The 18,469-nt window shown below is 53.4% G+C and carries 18 protein-coding genes; 14 read left to right on the top strand and 4 right to left on the bottom strand.

What is annotated here, in order from left to right:
• Positions 1 to 172 precede the first annotated feature (172 nt).
• Entirely contained in the window at positions 173 to 874 is a 702-nt protein-coding gene (locus IGS16_RS00130) for an MgtC/SapB family protein (RefSeq protein WP_297082255.1), read from the top strand.
• A 91-nt stretch (positions 875 to 965) separates the two neighbouring features.
• Here IGS16_RS00130 and IGS16_RS00125 read toward each other — a convergent pair whose 3' ends face one another.
• Together IGS16_RS00125 and IGS16_RS00120 are read right to left on the bottom strand one after the other, a co-directional pair.
• Positions 966 to 1,559 carry a DedA family protein gene (locus IGS16_RS00125; RefSeq protein WP_297082253.1) on the bottom strand — a complete coding sequence of 198 codons (594 nt, stop codon included), beginning with the start codon at positions 1,557 to 1,559 and terminating at the stop codon, positions 966 to 968.
• A 56-nt stretch (positions 1,560 to 1,615) separates the two neighbouring features.
• A complete protein-coding gene (locus tag IGS16_RS00120) occupies positions 1,616 to 2,485 on the bottom strand; it encodes an alpha/beta hydrolase (RefSeq protein WP_297082251.1) in 870 nt (289 codons plus the stop codon).
• A 280-nt stretch (positions 2,486 to 2,765) separates the two neighbouring features.
• On the opposite strand from IGS16_RS00120, the gene IGS16_RS00115 reads away from it, so the two are divergent.
• On the top strand, positions 2,766 to 3,278 hold the full coding sequence (locus IGS16_RS00115) for a hypothetical protein (RefSeq protein WP_297082249.1): 513 nt from the start codon (positions 2,766 to 2,768) through the stop codon (positions 3,276 to 3,278).
• Positions 3,279 to 3,365: 87 nt separating this feature from the next.
• Here IGS16_RS00115 and IGS16_RS00110 read toward each other — a convergent pair whose 3' ends face one another.
• Positions 3,366 to 3,755: a hypothetical protein gene (locus IGS16_RS00110; protein WP_297082247.1), complete on the bottom strand. Its 390-nt coding sequence runs from the start codon at positions 3,753 to 3,755 to the stop codon at positions 3,366 to 3,368.
• A 259-nt stretch (positions 3,756 to 4,014) separates the two neighbouring features.
• On the opposite strand from IGS16_RS00110, the gene IGS16_RS00105 reads away from it, so the two are divergent.
• Positions 4,015 to 4,446 carry a PPC domain-containing DNA-binding protein gene (locus tag IGS16_RS00105; protein WP_297082245.1) on the top strand — a complete coding sequence of 144 codons (432 nt, stop codon included), beginning with the start codon at positions 4,015 to 4,017 and terminating at the stop codon, positions 4,444 to 4,446.
• A 24-nt stretch (positions 4,447 to 4,470) separates the two neighbouring features.
• On the opposite strand, the gene IGS16_RS00100 is transcribed toward IGS16_RS00105, so the two are convergent.
• Complete coding sequence (locus IGS16_RS00100; protein ID WP_297082243.1) at positions 4,471 to 5,436, bottom strand: aldo/keto reductase; 966 nt, start codon at positions 5,434 to 5,436, stop codon at positions 4,471 to 4,473.
• A gap of 467 nt (positions 5,437 to 5,903) precedes the next feature.
• Between IGS16_RS00100 and IGS16_RS00095 the strand changes: the two genes are divergently transcribed.
• From IGS16_RS00095 to cas2, 11 genes are all read left to right on the top strand, one after another.
• Complete coding sequence (locus IGS16_RS00095; RefSeq protein ID WP_297082241.1) at positions 5,904 to 6,281, top strand: hypothetical protein; 378 nt, start codon at positions 5,904 to 5,906, stop codon at positions 6,279 to 6,281.
• A gap of 105 nt (positions 6,282 to 6,386) precedes the next feature.
• On the top strand, positions 6,387 to 7,340 hold the full coding sequence (locus tag IGS16_RS00090) for a hypothetical protein (RefSeq protein ID WP_297082239.1): 954 nt from the start codon (positions 6,387 to 6,389) through the stop codon (positions 7,338 to 7,340).
• Positions 7,341 to 7,716: 376 nt separating this feature from the next.
• Positions 7,717 to 8,718: a YafY family protein gene (locus tag IGS16_RS00085; protein ID WP_297082237.1), complete on the top strand. Its 1,002-nt coding sequence runs from the start codon at positions 7,717 to 7,719 to the stop codon at positions 8,716 to 8,718.
• A gap of 19 nt (positions 8,719 to 8,737) precedes the next feature.
• Positions 8,738 to 9,394 (top strand): type I-MYXAN CRISPR-associated protein Cas6/Cmx6, encoded by a 657-nt coding sequence (gene cas6 / locus IGS16_RS00080; RefSeq protein WP_297082234.1) that lies wholly within the window; start codon positions 8,738 to 8,740, stop codon positions 9,392 to 9,394.
• Positions 9,384 to 11,651: a CRISPR-associated helicase Cas3' gene (gene cas3 / locus IGS16_RS00075; protein WP_297082232.1), complete on the top strand. Its 2,268-nt coding sequence runs from the start codon at positions 9,384 to 9,386 to the stop codon at positions 11,649 to 11,651. The genes cas6 and cas3 overlap by 11 nt, the downstream gene beginning before the upstream one ends.
• Before the next feature lie 11 nt (positions 11,652 to 11,662).
• The gene (cas8a1, locus tag IGS16_RS00070; protein ID WP_297082230.1) at positions 11,663 to 13,177 is read left to right on the top strand and encodes a type I-MYXAN CRISPR-associated Cas8a1/Cmx1; all 1,515 of its coding nucleotides are present in this window, start codon (positions 11,663 to 11,665) and stop codon (positions 13,175 to 13,177) included.
• A 28-nt stretch (positions 13,178 to 13,205) separates the two neighbouring features.
• Positions 13,206 to 13,592, top strand: a complete 387-nt coding sequence (locus tag IGS16_RS00065; protein WP_297082228.1) for an endonuclease domain-containing protein — start codon at positions 13,206 to 13,208, stop codon at positions 13,590 to 13,592.
• A 630-nt stretch (positions 13,593 to 14,222) separates the two neighbouring features.
• Positions 14,223 to 15,083 carry a type I-B CRISPR-associated protein Cas7/Cst2/DevR gene (cas7i, locus tag IGS16_RS00060; RefSeq protein WP_297082226.1) on the top strand — a complete coding sequence of 287 codons (861 nt, stop codon included), beginning with the start codon at positions 14,223 to 14,225 and terminating at the stop codon, positions 15,081 to 15,083.
• Positions 15,083 to 15,751, top strand: coding sequence for a CRISPR-associated protein Cas5 (cas5, locus tag IGS16_RS00055; RefSeq protein WP_297082225.1), 669 nt, complete (start codon positions 15,083 to 15,085; stop codon positions 15,749 to 15,751). Before cas7i ends, cas5 begins: the two co-directional genes overlap by 1 nt.
• Positions 15,752 to 16,168: 417 nt before the next feature.
• Entirely contained in the window at positions 16,169 to 17,872 is a 1,704-nt protein-coding gene (cas1, locus tag IGS16_RS00050; RefSeq protein ID WP_297082223.1) for a type I-MYXAN CRISPR-associated endonuclease Cas1, read from the top strand.
• A gap of 9 nt (positions 17,873 to 17,881) precedes the next feature.
• Positions 17,882 to 18,175 (top strand): CRISPR-associated endonuclease Cas2, encoded by a 294-nt coding sequence (gene cas2 / locus IGS16_RS00045; RefSeq protein ID WP_068510563.1) that lies wholly within the window; start codon positions 17,882 to 17,884, stop codon positions 18,173 to 18,175.
• The last annotated feature ends 294 nt before the right edge of the window (positions 18,176 to 18,469 follow it).

Raw genomic sequence — 18,469 nt, 5'->3', positions numbered from 1 at the left:
AAAGAATTTGACCTTGCCCTTATGCTAATTAGAGTTCTGTAACGCTGACAGTCCGCTCGAAGACAGTGGCAGACTCATGCAGAAATGGGCGATCGCCGTTCAGCCTAGGAGCACGGTTGAGAAACCGAGCCAGTCTATTGACTAGAGATTGACTACAGAAGGAGCATAGAGCATGACTTGGACAGAGTGTGCCATTCGGCTAGCTGTTGCATTTCTGCTGGGTTCGGCCCTGGGGCTAGAGCGCCAGTGGCGGCAACGCATGGCTGGCTTGCGAACCAATACCCTCGTGGCCACCGGAGCGGCGCTGTTTGTGATGCTCTCAGTGCTTACGCCGGGAGATGCCAGCCCCACTCGCGTCGCGGCTCAGGTCGTGTCTGGGATTGGCTTTTTGGGGGGCGGCGTGATTTTGCGGGAGGGCCTGACGGTGCGCGGGCTGAACACGGCGGCGACGCTGTGGTGCGCGGCGGCAATCGGTTCGCTGTCGGGTGCAGGACTCTTGCCTCATGCAGCGATGGGCACGGCTGCGGTGCTAGTGGCCAACTTGTTGCTGCGTCCTCTGGGATATCGCATCAATCAGCAGCCCCTCAAAGGGACGGAACTGGAACTGTGCTATCGCTGTGAGGTGGTCTGTCGCGCTCAGGACGAAGCCCATGTGCGGGCACTGCTGCTTCAGGCAGTCGCCAGTGGAAAACTGCGGTTGCGATCGCTCTACAGCGAAGATCTGGAAGATAAGCCCGATCGCGTCAATATCGAAGCCGAACTCGTGACGCAAGAACGCAACGATGCGTTTATGGAACAAGTCGTCAGCCGCTTGAGTTTGGAGCCGGGGGTGATTGCCACTCGCTGGCGCATTATTGAACAGGAGTTTGGCTAACTGAGTCAGAATCGGGTTTAGAGAAGATTAGCCAACGATTAGCCAAAATCTAAAACCTAAAATCCAAAAATCCTGAATCCAAAAATCCTGACTATCGTTTCCGTCGCCAAAGCCAGACCCCCAGGGCGATCGCCAGCCCGACCAGAACTAGCTTGGACACCGGGCCGAGATATTGTTCAACCTGAGCATAGTTGTCCCCCAGCAGAAACCCGACGTAGGTCAGCAGCAGCGTCCAGATCAGCGTCCCCGCAGTGGAATAGAGCAGGAACGGGAGGAAGCTCATGCGGCCCAGACCCGCTGGCAGGGAAATCAGCGTCCGCACGCCCGGAACCAGCCGCCCAAAAAACACCGCCCGCTTGCCATATCGGTTAAACCAGGCGATCGCCCTTTGGATATCTTGCCCGGAAATCGCCAGCCACTTGCCGTAGCGATCGGCCAGCCGCATCAGCCGCCGTTCGCTGACGAGTTGCCCAATCTCATACCACAGCACAGCGCCCAGCACCGTCCCCAGCACCCCCGCCGCCACTGCGGGCACAAACTGCATCTTGCCCTGCGCCACGGTAAACCCCGCCAGCGGCATGATTAGCTCCGACGGAATCGGCGGAAACACGTTTTCCAGAAACATCAGCAGCCCAATGCCCCAATAGCCGAGCGCCTCCATTGTCCGCGCCACCCACTCTGCCATTCCCGCCTCCGAATTCCTGTGCTGATTTCTAAGACTTGACCTAGATGAAGGGGGGACTAAAGTGGAACCCGCACAGGCAGGTACCGATCCAGAAACTCGCGGATCGCCTGACCGTAGCCGTCGCCATCCACATCGCCAATGGCGTGGCCGCCCGTGGGCGAGATCCAGAGCATTTTGGGCGATCGCGTTGCGGCATAGAGCGCTTCGCTCATGTCGGCGGGCACTTGGGCATCCTGTGCGCCGTGAGCATACAAAACAGGCACTTGCAGACGGGGCACTTTGCCGATCGAGTCAAACCGCTGGGTCAAGATCAGGTCAATGGGCAAAAAGCCGAAGGGCGTGGTGCGATGGGCCATGTCGCGGATTGAGGTGAAGGAGCTTTCCACTATCAGCCCGGCCGCACGGGGCTGGCGCACGCCCAGATCAATGGCGATCGCCCCACCCAGAGAATGCCCGTAGATCAGGATTTCCTCTGGCGCAATGCCGCGATCCTCCGTCAGGTAGCGCCAGGCCGCGTCAGCATCTTGATAGACCGCCGCCTCGCTGGGAAACACCCCCTCGCTCTGCCCATAGCCGCGATAGTCGAACAGGAACACCGACAGCCCCAATCGCTGCCAGCGCACGGCATAGTCCGCATTTGCGCCAATGTTTAGCCCGTTGCCGTGGAGGTAGAGCATCACGCCCCGCTGCGGCTGGCCCGGCGGCACGGGAATCCACCAGCCGTGAATCCGCTCGGTGCGATCGCCCTGCTGCACCGACAGCCACACGTCTTCGTAGGCGGCCCCAAAGTCGGCGGGCGTTTGGGTAATCGTCGGCGACGGGAAGAAAATCATCTGCTGCTGGCGACTGGCCACCAATAGGGCGATCGCCCCATAGACAGCGGCCGCGGCGGCCACCAGACCCGAAAGATTAAACAGAAAGCGCATCTAAATGATTTACACGCAAGAGGTCACTCTCCCTAAGATACAGGGCAAAAACGGGAATCAGGGGGATTGATTCGGTTTGCGGTGGGACTGGTTTCAACGGGCTTAAATTCTTACGTCCAAATTCTTATGTCCAAATTCTTACGGCTTTCTAAAGGTTGTTTGGCGGGCGTTATGGTGGAAAATTTTAATCTGTAGACGAATATATCCAGGCAACGTGCAAGCTGCGCCTGGGTACGCCTGCATCTCCAGCTAAACCCCTTTCCCCCACCAGGAGTTCCCCATGACATCCGATGATTTTCAGAGCAATCCGCAGTCTCGCATTTCCTCGTTCTCTGCGGGGCTGGCGGGCGCGTCGCTTTCGTCTGTCAGTCGCAAGTCTGTGTCGCCGCTGACTAGGCGAGCCGCTCGCAGCAGTTCAGACGACACCTTTGCCACGGCCCGCAGCCTGGGCACCTATACGGGCGGCCGGCTAAACCTCAGACGGCGCGACAGCTTGAGCGGTCAAGATCGGATCGACATCTTCTCGCTGACCGTGCCCAACGGCGTGTCGTTGCCTGCTGCGGCTTTCCGATTCAGCATTCAAAAGGGCAGAGTGCGCTACACGCTCCTAGGCAGCGTCCCCAGCTTTGGTATTCCGCCCCAGGCGAGATTTACCCAGGTGCTAAAAGGCCAAGGGCAGATTAACACCGACGGCGTTTCCAATACCTTTGGTGCGCCTGTGGTGGTCTATTTTCAGTTTGAGCGATTGGGCAAAAAGCCGACGAAGTATAACTTCCGCGTGACTTCCAGCTAAAGGGGTTTGGATTTTGGATTGGGGATTTTGGCTTGAGTGCCATTTCCTAAATCCATCCAAAATCGACAATCGACAATCTAAAACCGCTCAACTGAGGCTGCCGCTGCGGCAACGGTTGGCGGTGTTTGCCATGCCATTGCGAACTTGGTCAACCGAGACTCGACCCCGCACGTAGGACACGCTGAGGCTGTTTTGGCTGGCGTTGTGGCTATAGCTCATTTCCCCGACTTGCCCTACGCCAGCGGCAAAGATTAGAAGTCGTCCGCTATTGCCGCCCTCGTAGACGACGTGGCCAGCGGCGCTGCGGTTGTTGCGGCGCATACAGGCAAACACTTCGCTGGAAATATTGCTGAGGCTGGTGGTTTGGGCATAGAGGGGAGCGATCGCCCCCAGGCTAAACCAGCAGACTAGGGCAGCGCCGAGGCCAAAGGAACGTCTGGGATGGCTCAATTTGATACGCTTTGGGGTGATTTGCATGGTCAGGGGTGGAGGTTGGGGGCAAAGTAGAGTGGCTGGGTAGAGAGTGCGGGTGTTTCAGTGATTTGACACCGTTCGGAAAATCAAGAAGGTCTTTTCAAAAAATAATAGCCTCTAGAAAATATTAGCCGCCCGTTTGTCGAGGAGGGGCTGGAGCGATGTCAATTTTTGTGGATGTTTCTTAGATCTTCGCAAGTGCAATTTGAGAAAAGTCTAAGGTAAAATAAGTTGCGAAATAAGCTATTGGGCCGAAATTTTGATGAATCTGACGCCGCTTCCAATCATGGCGATCGCCCTCCGTCTGTCGCCCCAGCAAGACCTGAAGACAGAACTGGATGCACTGGCGATCGCCCAAAACCTGGAAGCCGCCTGCATCCTCACCTGCGTCGGCAGCCTGACTCGCGCCGTCCTGCGGCTGGCTGGCCAGAGCGAATCCACAACCTACGACGGACGGTTTGAGATTGTGTCGCTGGTGGGGCTGCTGTCGCGGCACGGGTCGCACTATCACATGGCGATCGCCGACGACACTGGGCGCACCCTTGGCGGGCATGTGCTGGCGGGCTGCCAGGTTTACACCACCGCTGAAATCGTCATCGGCATCCTGCCGCACACTCGCTTTGGCCGCGAACTCGACCCCGCCACGGGCTACCGAGAACTATCTATCGAACCGCTGGAGCCGCTGACTGGTTGAGCGGCCCGCTAGTTGAGCGGCCCGCTAGCTAAAATTCCACATCACCGGATTCGCATCGGGCAGGTGATCCGTCACGCTGCGACCGATGGCATCAATGGCGGCCAAATCCTCAGGACTCAGCTGCACCGTCGCTGCTCCGGCATTGTCTACCGCCTGTTCTGCACTGCGAACGCCGACGATGGCATGGGTCTGGGGCTGAGCGATCAGCCACGCTAGCGCCAGGCTGCCCAGGCTGGTGTGATAGCGTTCGGCGATCGGGCGCAACTGGTCTAGGGCTTGCTGGGCGCGAGCGTAGTTTTCGCCGTGAAATAGCTTATTTTTTGACCGCACATCTTCGGGCGGAAAGGTCTTATCTGCCCCGAACTTACCTGTCAGTAAGCCTTGCGCCAAGGGCGAATAAGCCAGAATGGAAATCTGGTGTTCGACGCAATAGGGCATGGCATCTGTTTCCACATGCCGCCAGAACAGGTTATAGGGCGGCTGTAAGCTGTCGATGCGGGCATATTGCGCGGCTTCTTCGATCTGAGCGCGGGAAAAGTTAGATACGCCAATCGCCCGGATTTTGCCCTGCTGTTTCAGGTCGTTGAGCGCCGACAGAGTTTCCGCAATCGGCACAATTTCGGTGTTGAACGCGCCGGCGGGCCAGTGGATCTGATAGAGGTCGATATAGTCAGTTTTCAGGTTTTTCAGCGAGCCTTCGCAGGCGGCAATCACCTGGTCATACTTTAAGTGATTGGCAAAGACTTTGGTCATGTATATAGCGCGATCGCGCACATCTGACAGCGCCTCTGCCACCACGCGCTCCGAGTGTCCCTGCCCGTAGACCTCTGCTGTATCCACCGTGGTAATGCCCGCCTCAAAGGCTGCCCGCAGTGCCTTGATCGTCTCGGCATCTTCAATGCCCACCCACATGCTTTTGCCAGCCTGCCAGGTGCCCGTGATGATCGGCGTAATCTGAATGCCAGAAGTGCCCAGTTCCCGTGTTTGCATGGTTTTTGGAGAAAGATTGTTTCGCCGGTGGTGGATGCGCTTCTTACTATAGCGAGTGATCTGGGACATCGGCGTGAGGGGGCGATCGCGCACCCCTGAATGGGTGTTCGACCGATAAGGTAATGTTTGACATTTCCCGCCAGCAGCATTGTGTCACCTATCTTTTCTCTACGTCATATCTTTAGACATTTTTATTTTTAGGACTACCTAACCCGGAAGCTTTTTTGCAGGGTTGGTTTCCTAAGATACCCATAAAGCGTTGGAAGTTGGCGTGTCTCATCTTCTAAAACATCCACTTCAACCACGTCTACTTCAACCAGATCAATGCCTGCGCTCTGCCTACTGACCGTAGATTCGAGCGCCGTCCCCAGACATGAGATAAAGCCAACTACATTCAGTTTCGTTTTGTTGCTATGAAGGTTTCAGTTGCTCACACTATCGGGTTGATTCACCTTACTTCTCTGCTGATGGTTTCGATAACAACACGCCAGGCGATCGCCCAGGAGTATTCAGGTTGCTTTATGGTGCATCCCTCTGGGCTATTGGAAGACCTGTCCAGAATGTGCGCGGTTCCAGTTATTCCTGCTGTGCAAAGCAGTACTCCTGCCAGCAGTCCGATTCCACCGTCTCGCTCGACCGTATCAAGTTTCATGCGTAGCACCCGCGTGAATCTCAGCGTGCCCCGTCCCACTGTGCTACAACCTGCGGACAATCCATTTGTCAGCGGTCGCCGTCGATATAGCACAAGAAATGACGACGGAATTTGCACGTATGCTAGCGATCGGGCTAGAGATGGCAGCCGTTGTGGTAGAAGAGCATCTCAGATTCGACCGGGTGGACGATGATGCTATCGGTGCCTCTCTCTAGCTAGCGGTTGTATCAGCAGCTAGCGGTTGTATCAGCCGCGATCGCCCACTTTTGCGCTCCCGTCCTGCCACTTACACCAATCTATGAACCCAACAATTAGTCAGATAAGACTCTCGCAGGTACCCTTTATGAAGGTAAGTAAAATGAGCTTGATAATGAGCTTGGCGGCGATCGCACTGGGTTGCCAGTCCTGGCCGGTTGCAGAGCCTTCAGCAGAAGCGCCAACTCAGCCTCCAACTGCTGAACAAAGCAACCCTTTTCGAGATGCAGTCAACAAGGCAATGGAAGCTGCAACTCTTACACAAACGGCAAAGACCCACGACGAATGGAACACCGTATCAGCAGCGTGGCAACAGGCCATTAGTCTAATGCAGGCAGTTCCCACCTCTCACCCCAGTTACGAAACTGCCCAGGCTAAGGTGGGCGAGTATCAGCGGAACCTGGAATACGCACATCAAAACGCACAAAAGGCAAAACTTACTGCCCACCGTATGAGCGAGTGTGAAGCAGCCGTGCAAGCCGCCGCAAGGGTGTCGTCGATGGCAGATCAAGTTGAGGATCTTGACCCTGCGATTCGTGTTTGCCAATCTCTAGATGAGCTGACGGCCGCTAGCGAGAAGTTCCCAGCGGCTTTAGACGGAGTAGATCCCAAGACTTTCGTATCTAATCGCTGTCGATATGAAGAATCGTTGAAGACAACCCCAATTTGCCGAACGCTGCTGGCGGCAATGCAAACGGTTCACTACCTTGCAGTTAGACCCGGCAGCCCAACGCCCGACGATCCGGTTCCTGTGTTTAACAAGCAAGTAATGGTGGCATTGACAGCGGCGGCGGAGTCCCAAGATCTCAGCAGAGTTCGGTCAATCTTATCTTCTCCAGACGTTGAGCGAATCCCTGGTGGCTCAATTGTGGAAGTAGTAGAAATTTCAGGAGATCTCGCACTCGTCGAGTTGAGAACTCGAGATGTCCAAGGAAATGATCTGTCGGGAGAGATTCGTGCGACCCTTTCAAGATTTGTGCAAAGCCAGCAATTTTGAGAGGAGGCTAGCTCATGCTGTGGCTTAGGGCAGCGATTAGTAAATGACACGCTGCAAAACAGGGCGATCGCTCCCTCACCTCACTTGGGTCTAGAATGGGGCGATCGCGCCACCAACTCAACTTCAGCTCACAGCTTCCGCAAAATGCCGAGGCTAAGGGCAAATTCTTTGATAATTCCTGTCTTCTCAGGGGAATTCTGTAAGAGGTTTTGCTGAGGGTATGTTTGCAGCCCAGGCAGGGATCTATTACCTGCGCCCTGCCTTAGCGTCTTGGTCCCATCTCGCTAAAAGCAAACTGTTTATTGCTTTCTCTCAACCCAGAAGCTCTTTTGCAGGGTTGGCTGTCTAAGATCCCCTTAGAGTGTTAGAAGTTGCCATGTCTCGTCATCTGGAGCGACTCCTTCAATTAGATGAATGTCTGAGATCTGGACAACGCTGGACGGCGGAAACGTTGGCGCAGCGGCTGGAGGTGAGTGAGCGCACCGTACGGAACGATATTGCTTTTTTGCGCGATCGCTACGGTGCGCCACTGGAGTTCAGCAAGGCCAAGGGGTTTCATTACACAGACCCAGCATGGCGACTGCCAACCATCACGCTCAGCAAGGGCGAACTCTTTGCCCTGACCCTAGGAGCCAGAATGCTGGAGGTATATGGCGGTTCTGCCTATGCTCAGGATTTGCGATCGGCGATCGCTCGCTTGGCTGAGCGGCTGCCAGAGCAAACCTGGGTCGATCTCCAGCAGGTCGCTGAGGAGCGCATTTTGTTTCGCGCTGGCGCAGAAGTGAACCTCGACCCCGACATCTGGCATCAGCTAGAGGCTGCTTGCCAAACCCACAAAACCGTGCAGATGACCTACTACACCGCCAGCCGCAACAGCACTTCGGAGCGCAAGCTCGACCCCTACGTGCTGCATATCTACCGAGGCACCAATCCCTATGTAATCGGCTATTGCCACACGCGGCAAGAGGTGCGCTGGTTTCGGGTAGACCGGATCAAACACCTCCAGGTGCTAGATGAAACCTTTGTGCCTGACCCCAGCTTTGATGCCAAGGATCACCTGGAAATGATCTTTCAGCATGAAGCGGGTGGAGTGCCGCTACCCGTTGCCATCTGGTTTGATGCGGCTACTGCACCCTACATCCGCGAACGCCGCTGGCATCCGACACAGGAAATTCAGGAACACCCGGACGGCTCGCTGACACTGCGAATGGTGGTGCGGGGGCTGAATGATCTGAAGCGCTGGGTGCTGGGCTATGGCAAGGGGGCGAGGGTGCTAGAGCCGCCAGAACTGGTGCAACTGGTGCGGGATGAGGTGGAACAAATGAACTATAATTACTCGCAATTCTTAAACGAACACAACGGAATAGCTAAAGATTGACTTTAGGGAGGAAAGATCGGTGAACTTTCTAGAAATTCAATTCGCAGTCGTTGGCAAAACATTGCCCGCAGATCATGGGTATGCCCTCTATTCTGCGGTTAAACAATCGCTGCAAGCGGCTGAAGAGCCGGCATTCCCCAGCGATTTACCACCTGAGGTTCGACTATCCAGCATTCCAGGGATACCAGATCGGGCCGGCATGATCTATCTGAATCGATACTCTCGCTTTCGGTTGAGATGTCCCTCGGAACAGGTTCAAACCTGGTATCGGAGTTTGCAAAATCAGGTGTTGGACATTCGTGGACATCTGATTCGGCTGGTGCGCCCACGAATTACTCTGCCAGAACCCAGTGAAGTGCTAGCTGCGCGTCTGGTGACGTTTAAGCTGAATGCCATTGACCACGCAGACGTACCTCGATATTTCCTAGAGTCCTGCCAAAGGGGGTTGAAGCAATTGGAAATTAGCGGGAAGGCATTTATTCCCAGTGATACTAATGGTGACCTCGCCAGGCGCAGCTTACAAATTAAGGGCAAAAAAGTCGTGGGCTATAGCGTCGTTGTTGAGAATTTGAGTGCTGAAGACTCACTGAAGCTGCAATGGTATGGATTAGGCGGACGGCAACATTTTGGCTGTGGCTGGTTTTATCCAGTGAAGGAGGACTTTGATGCCGCCTAATTCTACACCACCAAAACTAAAGCCAGATATTCTCCTAGCAAAATCCTCGCTACCAGGAAATCCTGACTGGAAAGGAACCCATCATTTGGTCGGCCACACGGCAGCAGTTGTGGAGTCAGTGACAACCCTGGTTGATACCTTAGGCTCAGATTTGCTCCAGCAGTTTGGATTGAGTCATGACTTTGAAGCCCTGCGGGCGACTGCCCGACTAGCGGCTTATCTTCACGACTGGGGCAAGGCCAATGACCACTTTCAAATGGTCGTGAGAAATGATCTGACCTCATTGCCTGCCCAATATCGGCGCAATCCACTGCAACATCCGCAGATGATTCGTCATGAGGTGGCTTCTGTATTGCTAGCCTGGGAATTCCGAGAATGGCTTGGCCAATGTCCAAATGCTGACTTGATGACGGCGATCGCCGCTGCAGGTGGGCATCATCTAAAGCTAGGTGGTAAGCAGGGTCAAGATACAAGTGAACTAGGGGAAGTTCGGGACGGCACTGGAGATACTTGCCTCTACTGGTATGTCTGTCATCCTTACTTCCGCAAGCTAATTCGCTATGGGGTTAGAACCCTAGGGCTACCTAGGAAAATTCCCGCCTTTCGGTTCTCGCAGCGATGGGAGATTCACGAAATCAAGCGAGAAAAACGCCAGGCAGTCCTCGATGCGTTTGAAGCTTGGACGCCAGATGCTACATTCCTGGCGGTAGTCAAAGCATTACTCGTAGCAGGCGATGCAATCGGTTCAGCGTCAGCACAGGTTGCGATCAATATCCAGCAGTGGGCCCAAGAAGAATTGCAGAAGACCCTGACAGAGGCTGATCTCCAGCGGGTTATTGATGCACGGCGAGGTAATCATCCACTGCGGCAATTTCAAGTTGATCTGAAGGAAAAGTCTACGCGGGTAACGATGGCGCGAGCAGGTTGTGGTACGGGTAAAACCCTTGGAGCCTACAACTGGGCACAGCGCCATGGGATTGGACGCAAGTTGTTCTTTTGTTATCCGACAACGGGCACCAGCACAGAGGGCTTTTTGGACTATGTGCACAACCAAGTGGAAGCAGAGCTTTTGCACTCTCGCTCAGACGTTGATTTGGAGTTGACCTGCACAGGTGAGGAAGTGGACAATGGCGATGGAGCAGTTAATGAGGCAGCTCAGAAATTAGATTCGTTCAAAGCGTGGGGAGCGAAGGTCAATGTTTGCACTGTGGATACCGTTTTGGGACTCCTGCAATGTAATCGCCGTCCCATGTATTGCTTTCCAGCGATCGCCAATGCTGCTTTCGTCTTTGATGAAGTTCACTGCTATGATGATGCCTTGTTTGGGGCGCTGCTGCGATTTCTCAACGTCGTTAAAGCGCCAATCTTACTCATGTCTGCCTCGTTTTTACCGGCGCAGGTGGAGGCAATTCGCAATGCAGTGGGAGAGCCTGTTGAAATTATCCAGGGACCCCAAGATATTGAACACCTGCCCCGTTATCGCTTCCATGAGCTAGCACAGCCGGACTGGGAGCGGGTCAAGCAAGAATTGGTCAATGGCGGTAAAGTCCTGTGGGTCTGCAACCAAGTGAATACGGCGATCGCTGTTTATCAGCAAGCCAAAGCTTGGGGACTCCGACCCTTGCTGTATCACAGTCGCTTTCGCTATGGCGATCGCGTCGAGCACCATCGTGCGGTCGTAGATGCCTTCAAACAAGATCAACCCGTCCTAGCCATCACCACGCAGGTAGCAGAAATGTCGCTGGACTTGTCCGCAACGCTCCTAGTGACTCAAATTGCTGACCCCGCAGGGTTAATCCAGCGGTTGGGACGGCTCAACCGACAGTACTGCGGCCATGCCCTTGATGCCCTCTTTTACCCCGATGACAAGGTGGGTTTTCCCTACAGTGCAGATGAGCTGGATGCGGGCTGGGCACTGGTGCGAGGGTTCTCCGGTGAAGTCAATCAGGCGCAGCTAGCTGTTTGGTTGGAGAAACTCAACATTCAAGGCACACCCAAAGATCACTTTGTCTGGCTGGATGGCAAATGGAAAACGTATCCTGCACCGTTGCGCGAGGCGGGCTATACCGTAACCGCACTGCTCGAACAGGATCAGGCGACAATTGCCCGGCTCAAATCGAGTGAACTGCCCCGATACACTGTTCCCTTACCCACCAAGAACATTAAAGGTTGGCCGCGCCACAAGAAGGGGTATTTGATTGCCCCTAGAGATCAATGGGGCTATTCATCGGAATTCGGTGCGTTTGAACTCAAGTAGGAGGTGAGATTTTGAGTCAATTTACCTTATCGATCTTTGATCCAAACTTTCTCTTACCCCATCGAGCAGGGATTGCAGGGTTGGCCCTAGCACTATCCGAACTAGAAAGCCAACGTGGGCAGGCTCCTTTGACTTGGAAAGTCACCGATGAGGCGGTTGAACTGGAATGGGAAGGGAGCGATCAAGCCGTTGTGAAATGGCTACTCGATCGAACGTATCGGATTAATAGCCAAGGTTATCTGGAAGTTCCTGCCCTCAAGCTAGATGAGCAGGGACAATATACCTTCACGCAGGGTGTGTTATCGACTTTTCTCCAGCACTCACAGCAGCGAAAACTAGATAGTAATTCTATAACCCGCACGTTTTTGATTGATCCAGATCAGCCAGAAATTCAAATCGACGTGAAATCGCTGTTGAGTTGCTATTACACCAGTGAGATGAAGGATGCCTTTAACAATAAGGGTGCCTTCAAGAAGGAAATTGCGCTAAAGGGAAATCACTTGCCCGGACTGGTGGAATGCTTTGTCAATGGACCTTACCAGGAGTCTCCTGAAGGGTTTCTGGCCTTGCTGTTTCTGCCCCTTGCCTGCGGCTACTACAAGCTGCCACCCCAGACTGTTGGCGGCAAACTATCAGGTCGGTCAGCCTTGGTTATTCCCGATGTTCAAAACTTGACGCACTGGGTCAGCCGCCGTCGAGCCATGCCAGGGCGTACTTATCGAGACTTTCGTAGCAGTGGTGCTGGCGAATCTGCCTTGCACTTCCTGTTGCAGGAGAAGGTTGTTGAAGCAGCCCAACCATTTCGGGTGAACTACTGCGAAGTCTATCAACTGGGCAAGCAGGTTTGGGATGGCAATCAGTCCTACCTGAAACAGGCGGTGTATCGTGTGCAGGTCACTGATGAAGTGCTGCACTTGTATGAAGTGGCCCGGCAGGTCTTTCCAGCACTCGTTCGACAAACTGAAAACGGAGAAACTTGGCTGGCTGTTTCTAAAACACTGCCCTGGATTTGTGACAACTTGATTGCTGGCAAACCCTGGTATGCAGGCTTTTTTGAGTTTCGCAAACGTAACGGAGTCTATGAACGCAAAGGATTGGTAAAAATGACTGAATACTTGAATGCTGAAGAACAAGTGCTGTTTGATGTGGTGCAGGGTGCGTTTAGCAAATACCTGTACGGACAGTTTAAGCAAGCTCAAAAACAGGGTCGTTCTTTGGATTATGGGCAAGTGACCGATAAGGTGATTTATCGGTTTCAGCGTCCCAGCACACAGCAGGAATTTGCTACAGCGTTGGTTGACTTCTTGAGTCAATTTCGCAGTAAAGCGGCTCGCGACAAAGGGCCTCAGATTTTCCACTGGGTACATCGAGAGGAAAACTGGCGGCGGGCACGAGATTTAGTGCTGCTGGCGATCGCCACCTACACCAGCAAGAAAGGGGATGCCCTTGATGGGGTAGAGGTGCCGATTGAATCTTCTGCTGAACCAGAAGGAGATGAGGCTGAGATGTTTTCGATGAGTGTGTAAAGCCTACCATTATCAATCAAGGCTTGACATGGTAAAAAAGACGCTCAACCGCATTCGTGGTACTACGCCGAATATTGAGCAGGCTGCCAAGCATCTCAGAAAACACCAAACGCCAGCAGAATCCCGCTTATGGGAGGCACTAAGAAACAAAAAGCTACATGGCTTGCGGTTTCGCCGTCAACATCCTGTTGGTAACTTTATTGCTGATTTTTATTGTCCAGCATGCAAGTTAGTGATTGAGTTGGATGGAGGAATCCATGCTCATCAAGCCGACTATGACGCTGCTAGAACACAAGAGATGGCAGCTTACGGCTATCGAGTGATCCGATTTGAGAACCAGCAGGTTCTGGATGATTTGAACTCGGTACTGGATGTGATTTATCAGGAAGCACTGCATCGATCGCTGCTTGAGTAAGCAATCAACCAACAATCAACCAACAATCAACTATGGCAACCTTGCCCTGTCTATCTTGCTCTCACCCCCTCAATCTCCCTCTCGTAACTTTGATATCCATTACGCAGAAGTTCGGTGAAACTTTTGGCGTGTTGGCTAGCCCTCATCCCCCAACCCCTTCTCCCGAATTCGGGAGAAGGGGAGCCTCAAAGCCTATTCCCATCAGCCGTTCTAGGACAAGGGAACACTAGGGAGAAGCCTGAGCCAGATTTGGCCGACAAATAGCCCAGATATCCATTACGCAGAAGTTCGGTGAAACTTTTGGCGTGTTGGCTAGCCCTCATCCCCCAACCCCTTCTCCCGAATTCGGGAGAAGGGGAGCCTCAAAGCCTATTCCCATCAGCCGTTCTAGGACAAGGGAACACTAGGGAGAAGCCTGAGCCAGATTTGGCCGACAGATAGCCCAAGTTTGGAGCAGGGGGAAGCTAAAAGCCTTTTTCCGGTTTGGTTCCTCTTCTCCCAACGTTGGGAGAAGGGGGTAGGGGATGAGGGCAATCAACCCCCAAACCTCGTGTTGCCCGGTTGGGCAGAATGAGGTCAGTTAGCCATAATACCAACCCACAAACACTCAATTTCAAGGAGATTCAAATCATGACCAAGCACTTGTTTGCCACCATTGTCACTGCGACTGCCATTGCCGCCAACAACCGAGGCGAAGGAGATGGCAGCACCCTGTCAACGCTGCAAAAAATCACGCGCGGCAATGACCAATACACCACTGTGAGTGCAGAGGCAATTCGTTGGGGATTGCGGGAGTATCTCCAAAATCACTGCAAGTCTGAAACCAACCGTACATTCGACCCCGACGTGGATAAGTACAGCTTTCAGGGGGAACAGTTCAATGCTGAAAAATACATTGACGATGATTTATTCGGCTACATGGATGCTAAGAAGGGCAAAGACAACGAAGATGCTACGACAAAGCGGCGGGGTGCCCTAGAAGTTAGCCGCGCCATTAGTCTTGACCCTTACTGGGGTGATGTTGCCTTTGGTTCCAAGGGAGGCGAAAAGGGCAAAACATCAATCCACAGCACTGAAGTTCACTGCACGGCTTACCAATACACGATCGCCCTCACGCCTGAAAGCCTAAAGAAGCCAGAACGGGCTGCGCTGGCACTGGATGCCATTGGTGCCGTGCGTCATGTCGGCGGCAACCATGCCCGGTTCTTGTATGACTTCCGCCCGGAGTCTATCGTCATTCGTGTTACCGATGATCCTAGCCCCTGGATTATGGACGTGTTTAAGCGCATTGGCGAGTCGGTGGGGTGTCCCCGTTTAGTGCGCCTTGTGGAGGTAGGTGATGTTGCGGCGAGTGAGCTGATTGTGGCGGGCGAAATTGCCGATACCCCCTACGGTAAGCAGCTAGAGGCTTTAGGTGTTAAGGTCTATCGAGGGGTGAAAGAGGCGATCGCCGCTGCTAAGGAACTGCTAAACATGGAGGTGACCGCCTAATGCAACTCTATCTCGATTGCCCCTGCACTAGCTTTCCCCGCAGCTTTGCACGGGACTATAAAGAAACCTATCGCTACCCACCGCCATCCACAGTTTATGGGTTCCTGCTATCCCTTGTAGGGGAAGTTGAGATGGACAAACATCGGGGAGTAAAGCTAGCCATTGGAATCATCGGTGATGATCCACCGATTTCTCGAATTTTGAGAAAGCAGCGACATCATAAGTTCAGCAAAACTCACTTGGGGACTTATCCGACTGGCAAGTTCTCAAAGCCCAATCATCATGAACTGCTCACGGATTTACAAGCAGTTGTTCGGATTGATTCGAGTGAGGAAGCGGGAACGGTGAAGCTAGCTGACCGAGTGGCGATCGCCCTTTCCACCCCCGCGCAAATCACTCGCTTCGGGGGGCTGAGTTTAGGAGAGTCCTGGGCGATGATTAACGGCGTGCGTGCCTATCGTGAAATCGATGGACCCATTCGCTGGCTGATTAAAGACAATCGTGGACTTATCAGCTTACCGATTTGGATCGATCGCCAAACCACCCAAGGCACTTTTCAACGGTTTAGCCAGAGCGAAGAGTTTTGCCCAGACTGCTGGGTGACGATTCCTAAACCCGCTGCGGCACCTGATGCGAAGAAAGGGAAGCGATCGCCCCGCAAATCATAGTCCTAGCCCACACCAAGCGTCTGAACCTTGACAACTGAATACAATACCTCGTCCTACCAAAACCTTAGATGCCGTTAGGCGTTCCCTTTTACCGAGTTTTATCCTGAGTTTAGGATAGGTGCTTGCAACTAAAGAAGAATAGTAAAGAGATAGGAGGCGATCGCCCTATGAGAACGCTACACAAATATCATTCGCACATGTCAGAGAACACTAGAGCACACCAGAATAGGGACATTGCAATGCTTGAACTTGCCAACTAAAGCAGTGCAGATGAACTCACAAAAACTGCTGAAATACAGACGTATTTCCCCAAAAAAGCCGTGAATTTGCGGGCTGGCTTATGCCGAAATAAACGTGATTCTAGTTGTGGCAATAATCGAAACTTGAATTCGATTGCTCATACGGAGTCCTGAAGCAATGCCTGAGTCTACTGCGAATACGTCTACCGCAAGTACAATTGCAGCTCGCTCTGTTGAATGTGCTAATGAACAAGAGACACTGCGGGTGAATGCGCTCCATGCGCTTGCTTATTGCCCACGATTATTTTACCTGGAAGAAGTTGAAGAACTCTATACCCAGGATGATGCCGTATTTGCGGGTCGCCGCCTCCATGCAGAGCTAGAGCGTGACGAAGGAGACGACTGGGAAGAACTGGTGTTGGAGAGTGCTGAACTGGGTCTGCGAGGGAAAGTCGATGCCCTGCGAAATCGAGATGGACAAACCATTCCCTACGAACATAAACGGGGACGCTGTTATCGCGATCGGGAGGGTAAGGCGCAAGCGTGGGAGAGCGATCGCTTACAAATCCTCGCCTACGCTTGCTTGATCGAAGCTGCACGGAAGATTCCAATTCAAGAAGGGCGCATTCGCTACCACGCGGATAACGTCGTCGTGAAAGTGATTTTAACCGACACAGGACGCCAGGAAGTTCGAGAAGCGGTGCAGCGCGCTAGGGCGTTACGCCAGTCCACAGAGCGCCCGCCTATCACCACCAACGAGCGGCTCTGTGTGCGCTGCTCCCTCGCGCCGGTTTGCCTGCCTGAAGAAACCCGCTATACCCAAGACCCAGAGCGGCATCCAGTTCGCCTATTCCCAGAAGATGACGATCGCGAAATTATCCACATTACGGAGGTAGGCACGATGGTTGGCAAAAGCGGTGAGCAGCTTAAGATTTCTCCCCGCGAAAAACCGCCAGTCACCTTGCCCGGTCGCCAAGTCGGACAACTCGTGATTCACAGCTTTGCCCAAGTTTCTACTCAAGCGCTCTATTTCTGCGCTGAGCAGGACATCGGGGTGCATTTTATCTCCGGCGGGGGTCGCTATTTGGGCAGTCTGGATACGCGGCAAGGTAGTATTCAGCGGCGGGTGCGTCAATATCGTGCCCTAAGCAATCCCGAATTTTGCCTGGAACTCGCTCGCAAACTCGTTCTCTGTAGAGGGGAAAGCCAACGGAAATTTCTCATGCGCGGCAGGCGCGGTTCTGAGGCGGAAAATGAGACGCTTAACCGCACCATCGACCAAATGCAACGAGTGCTAAAGCAGGTTCCTCAGGCATCTGCCCTGGATTCTTTATTGGGACTAGAGGGCAACGTTGCTGCCCTTTATTGGCAAGCCCTCCCAGCAATGCTATCGCAAAACGCACCGCCAGAATTTCACTTTGTTAGCCGTAACCGCCGCCCACCGAAGGATCGCTTCAATGCACTGATTAGCTTCGGCTATGCGTTACTGCTAAAAGATATAATAAATGCCATCCTGGTAGTGGGGCTAGAGCCAGCGCTAGGGTTCTATCATCAGCCCCGCACCCAGGCTCCGCCATTGGCGCTCGATTTGATGGAAATTTTTCGGGTGCCGCTGGTCGATTTGGCGGTAATGGGGTCAGTCAATCGCAATCAGTGGGATGTTGAAACCGATTTTGACATCCGGGGCGAACAGGTTTTGCTGAGTAGTAGCGGACGGCGCAAGTTTATTGATCTCTACGAGCGCCGCAAGGAAGAGAGTTGGAAGCATCCTGCACTGGGTTATTCGCTCACTTATCGTCGCTTACTAGAGCTAGAAGTGCGCCTGCTAGAGAAGGAATGGTCGGGCGAGGGCGGTCTGTTTGGTCAGTTGGTTATCCGCTAGGAGTCCTTCATGGCAGAAAGCAAGAACTACTACATGATTTGCTATGACATTCGCGACCCCAAACGCTGGCGCAAGGCGTTTCAGTTGCTCAAGGGTTATGGCGAAAGTCTGCAATACTCTATCTTTCGTTGTCGGCTGACGCAGCGCGACCGGGAGAAACTGCGGTGGGAACTAGAGAAAATCTTGACATCGGAGGATAGTTTGCTGATTGCGGGTCTGTGCGATCGCTGTGTCGAGCGCATTCAGTCTTGCAATCGCCCTGAGGCATGGACGGTTCGCCATGACTGCCACCGCATTTTCTAATTTTCTAGTGCATGGATCGGTGTATGTTGCTTGAAAGCAAGACTGCCAACTGGACTGAAAGCCCTGTCTCAAGCCAGCTTGAGGTATGTGCAGAGTGTGAGTAGATCCTTGCACACCTCAAAGTTGTTGAAAAAAGGTTGATCTAGCGCTTGAAGGATGACTAGAATTGAGAAATAGGGCCTGGTTTTTGTAAATGCTGAAACCAATGCTTGCACAAAGCTTAGCTTCCATAAGCTGGACAAGGATTTCAGCAGTCGGTGTGCCAAACCTCTGATGCCGCAAGGCGTTGAGCAC

The organism is Thermoleptolyngbya sp. C42_A2020_037 (assembly GCF_015272455.1).
Lineage (GTDB): Bacteria > Cyanobacteriota > Cyanobacteriia > Elainellales > Elainellaceae > Thermoleptolyngbya.
This window is presented reverse-complemented; position numbering and strand designations above follow the sequence as displayed.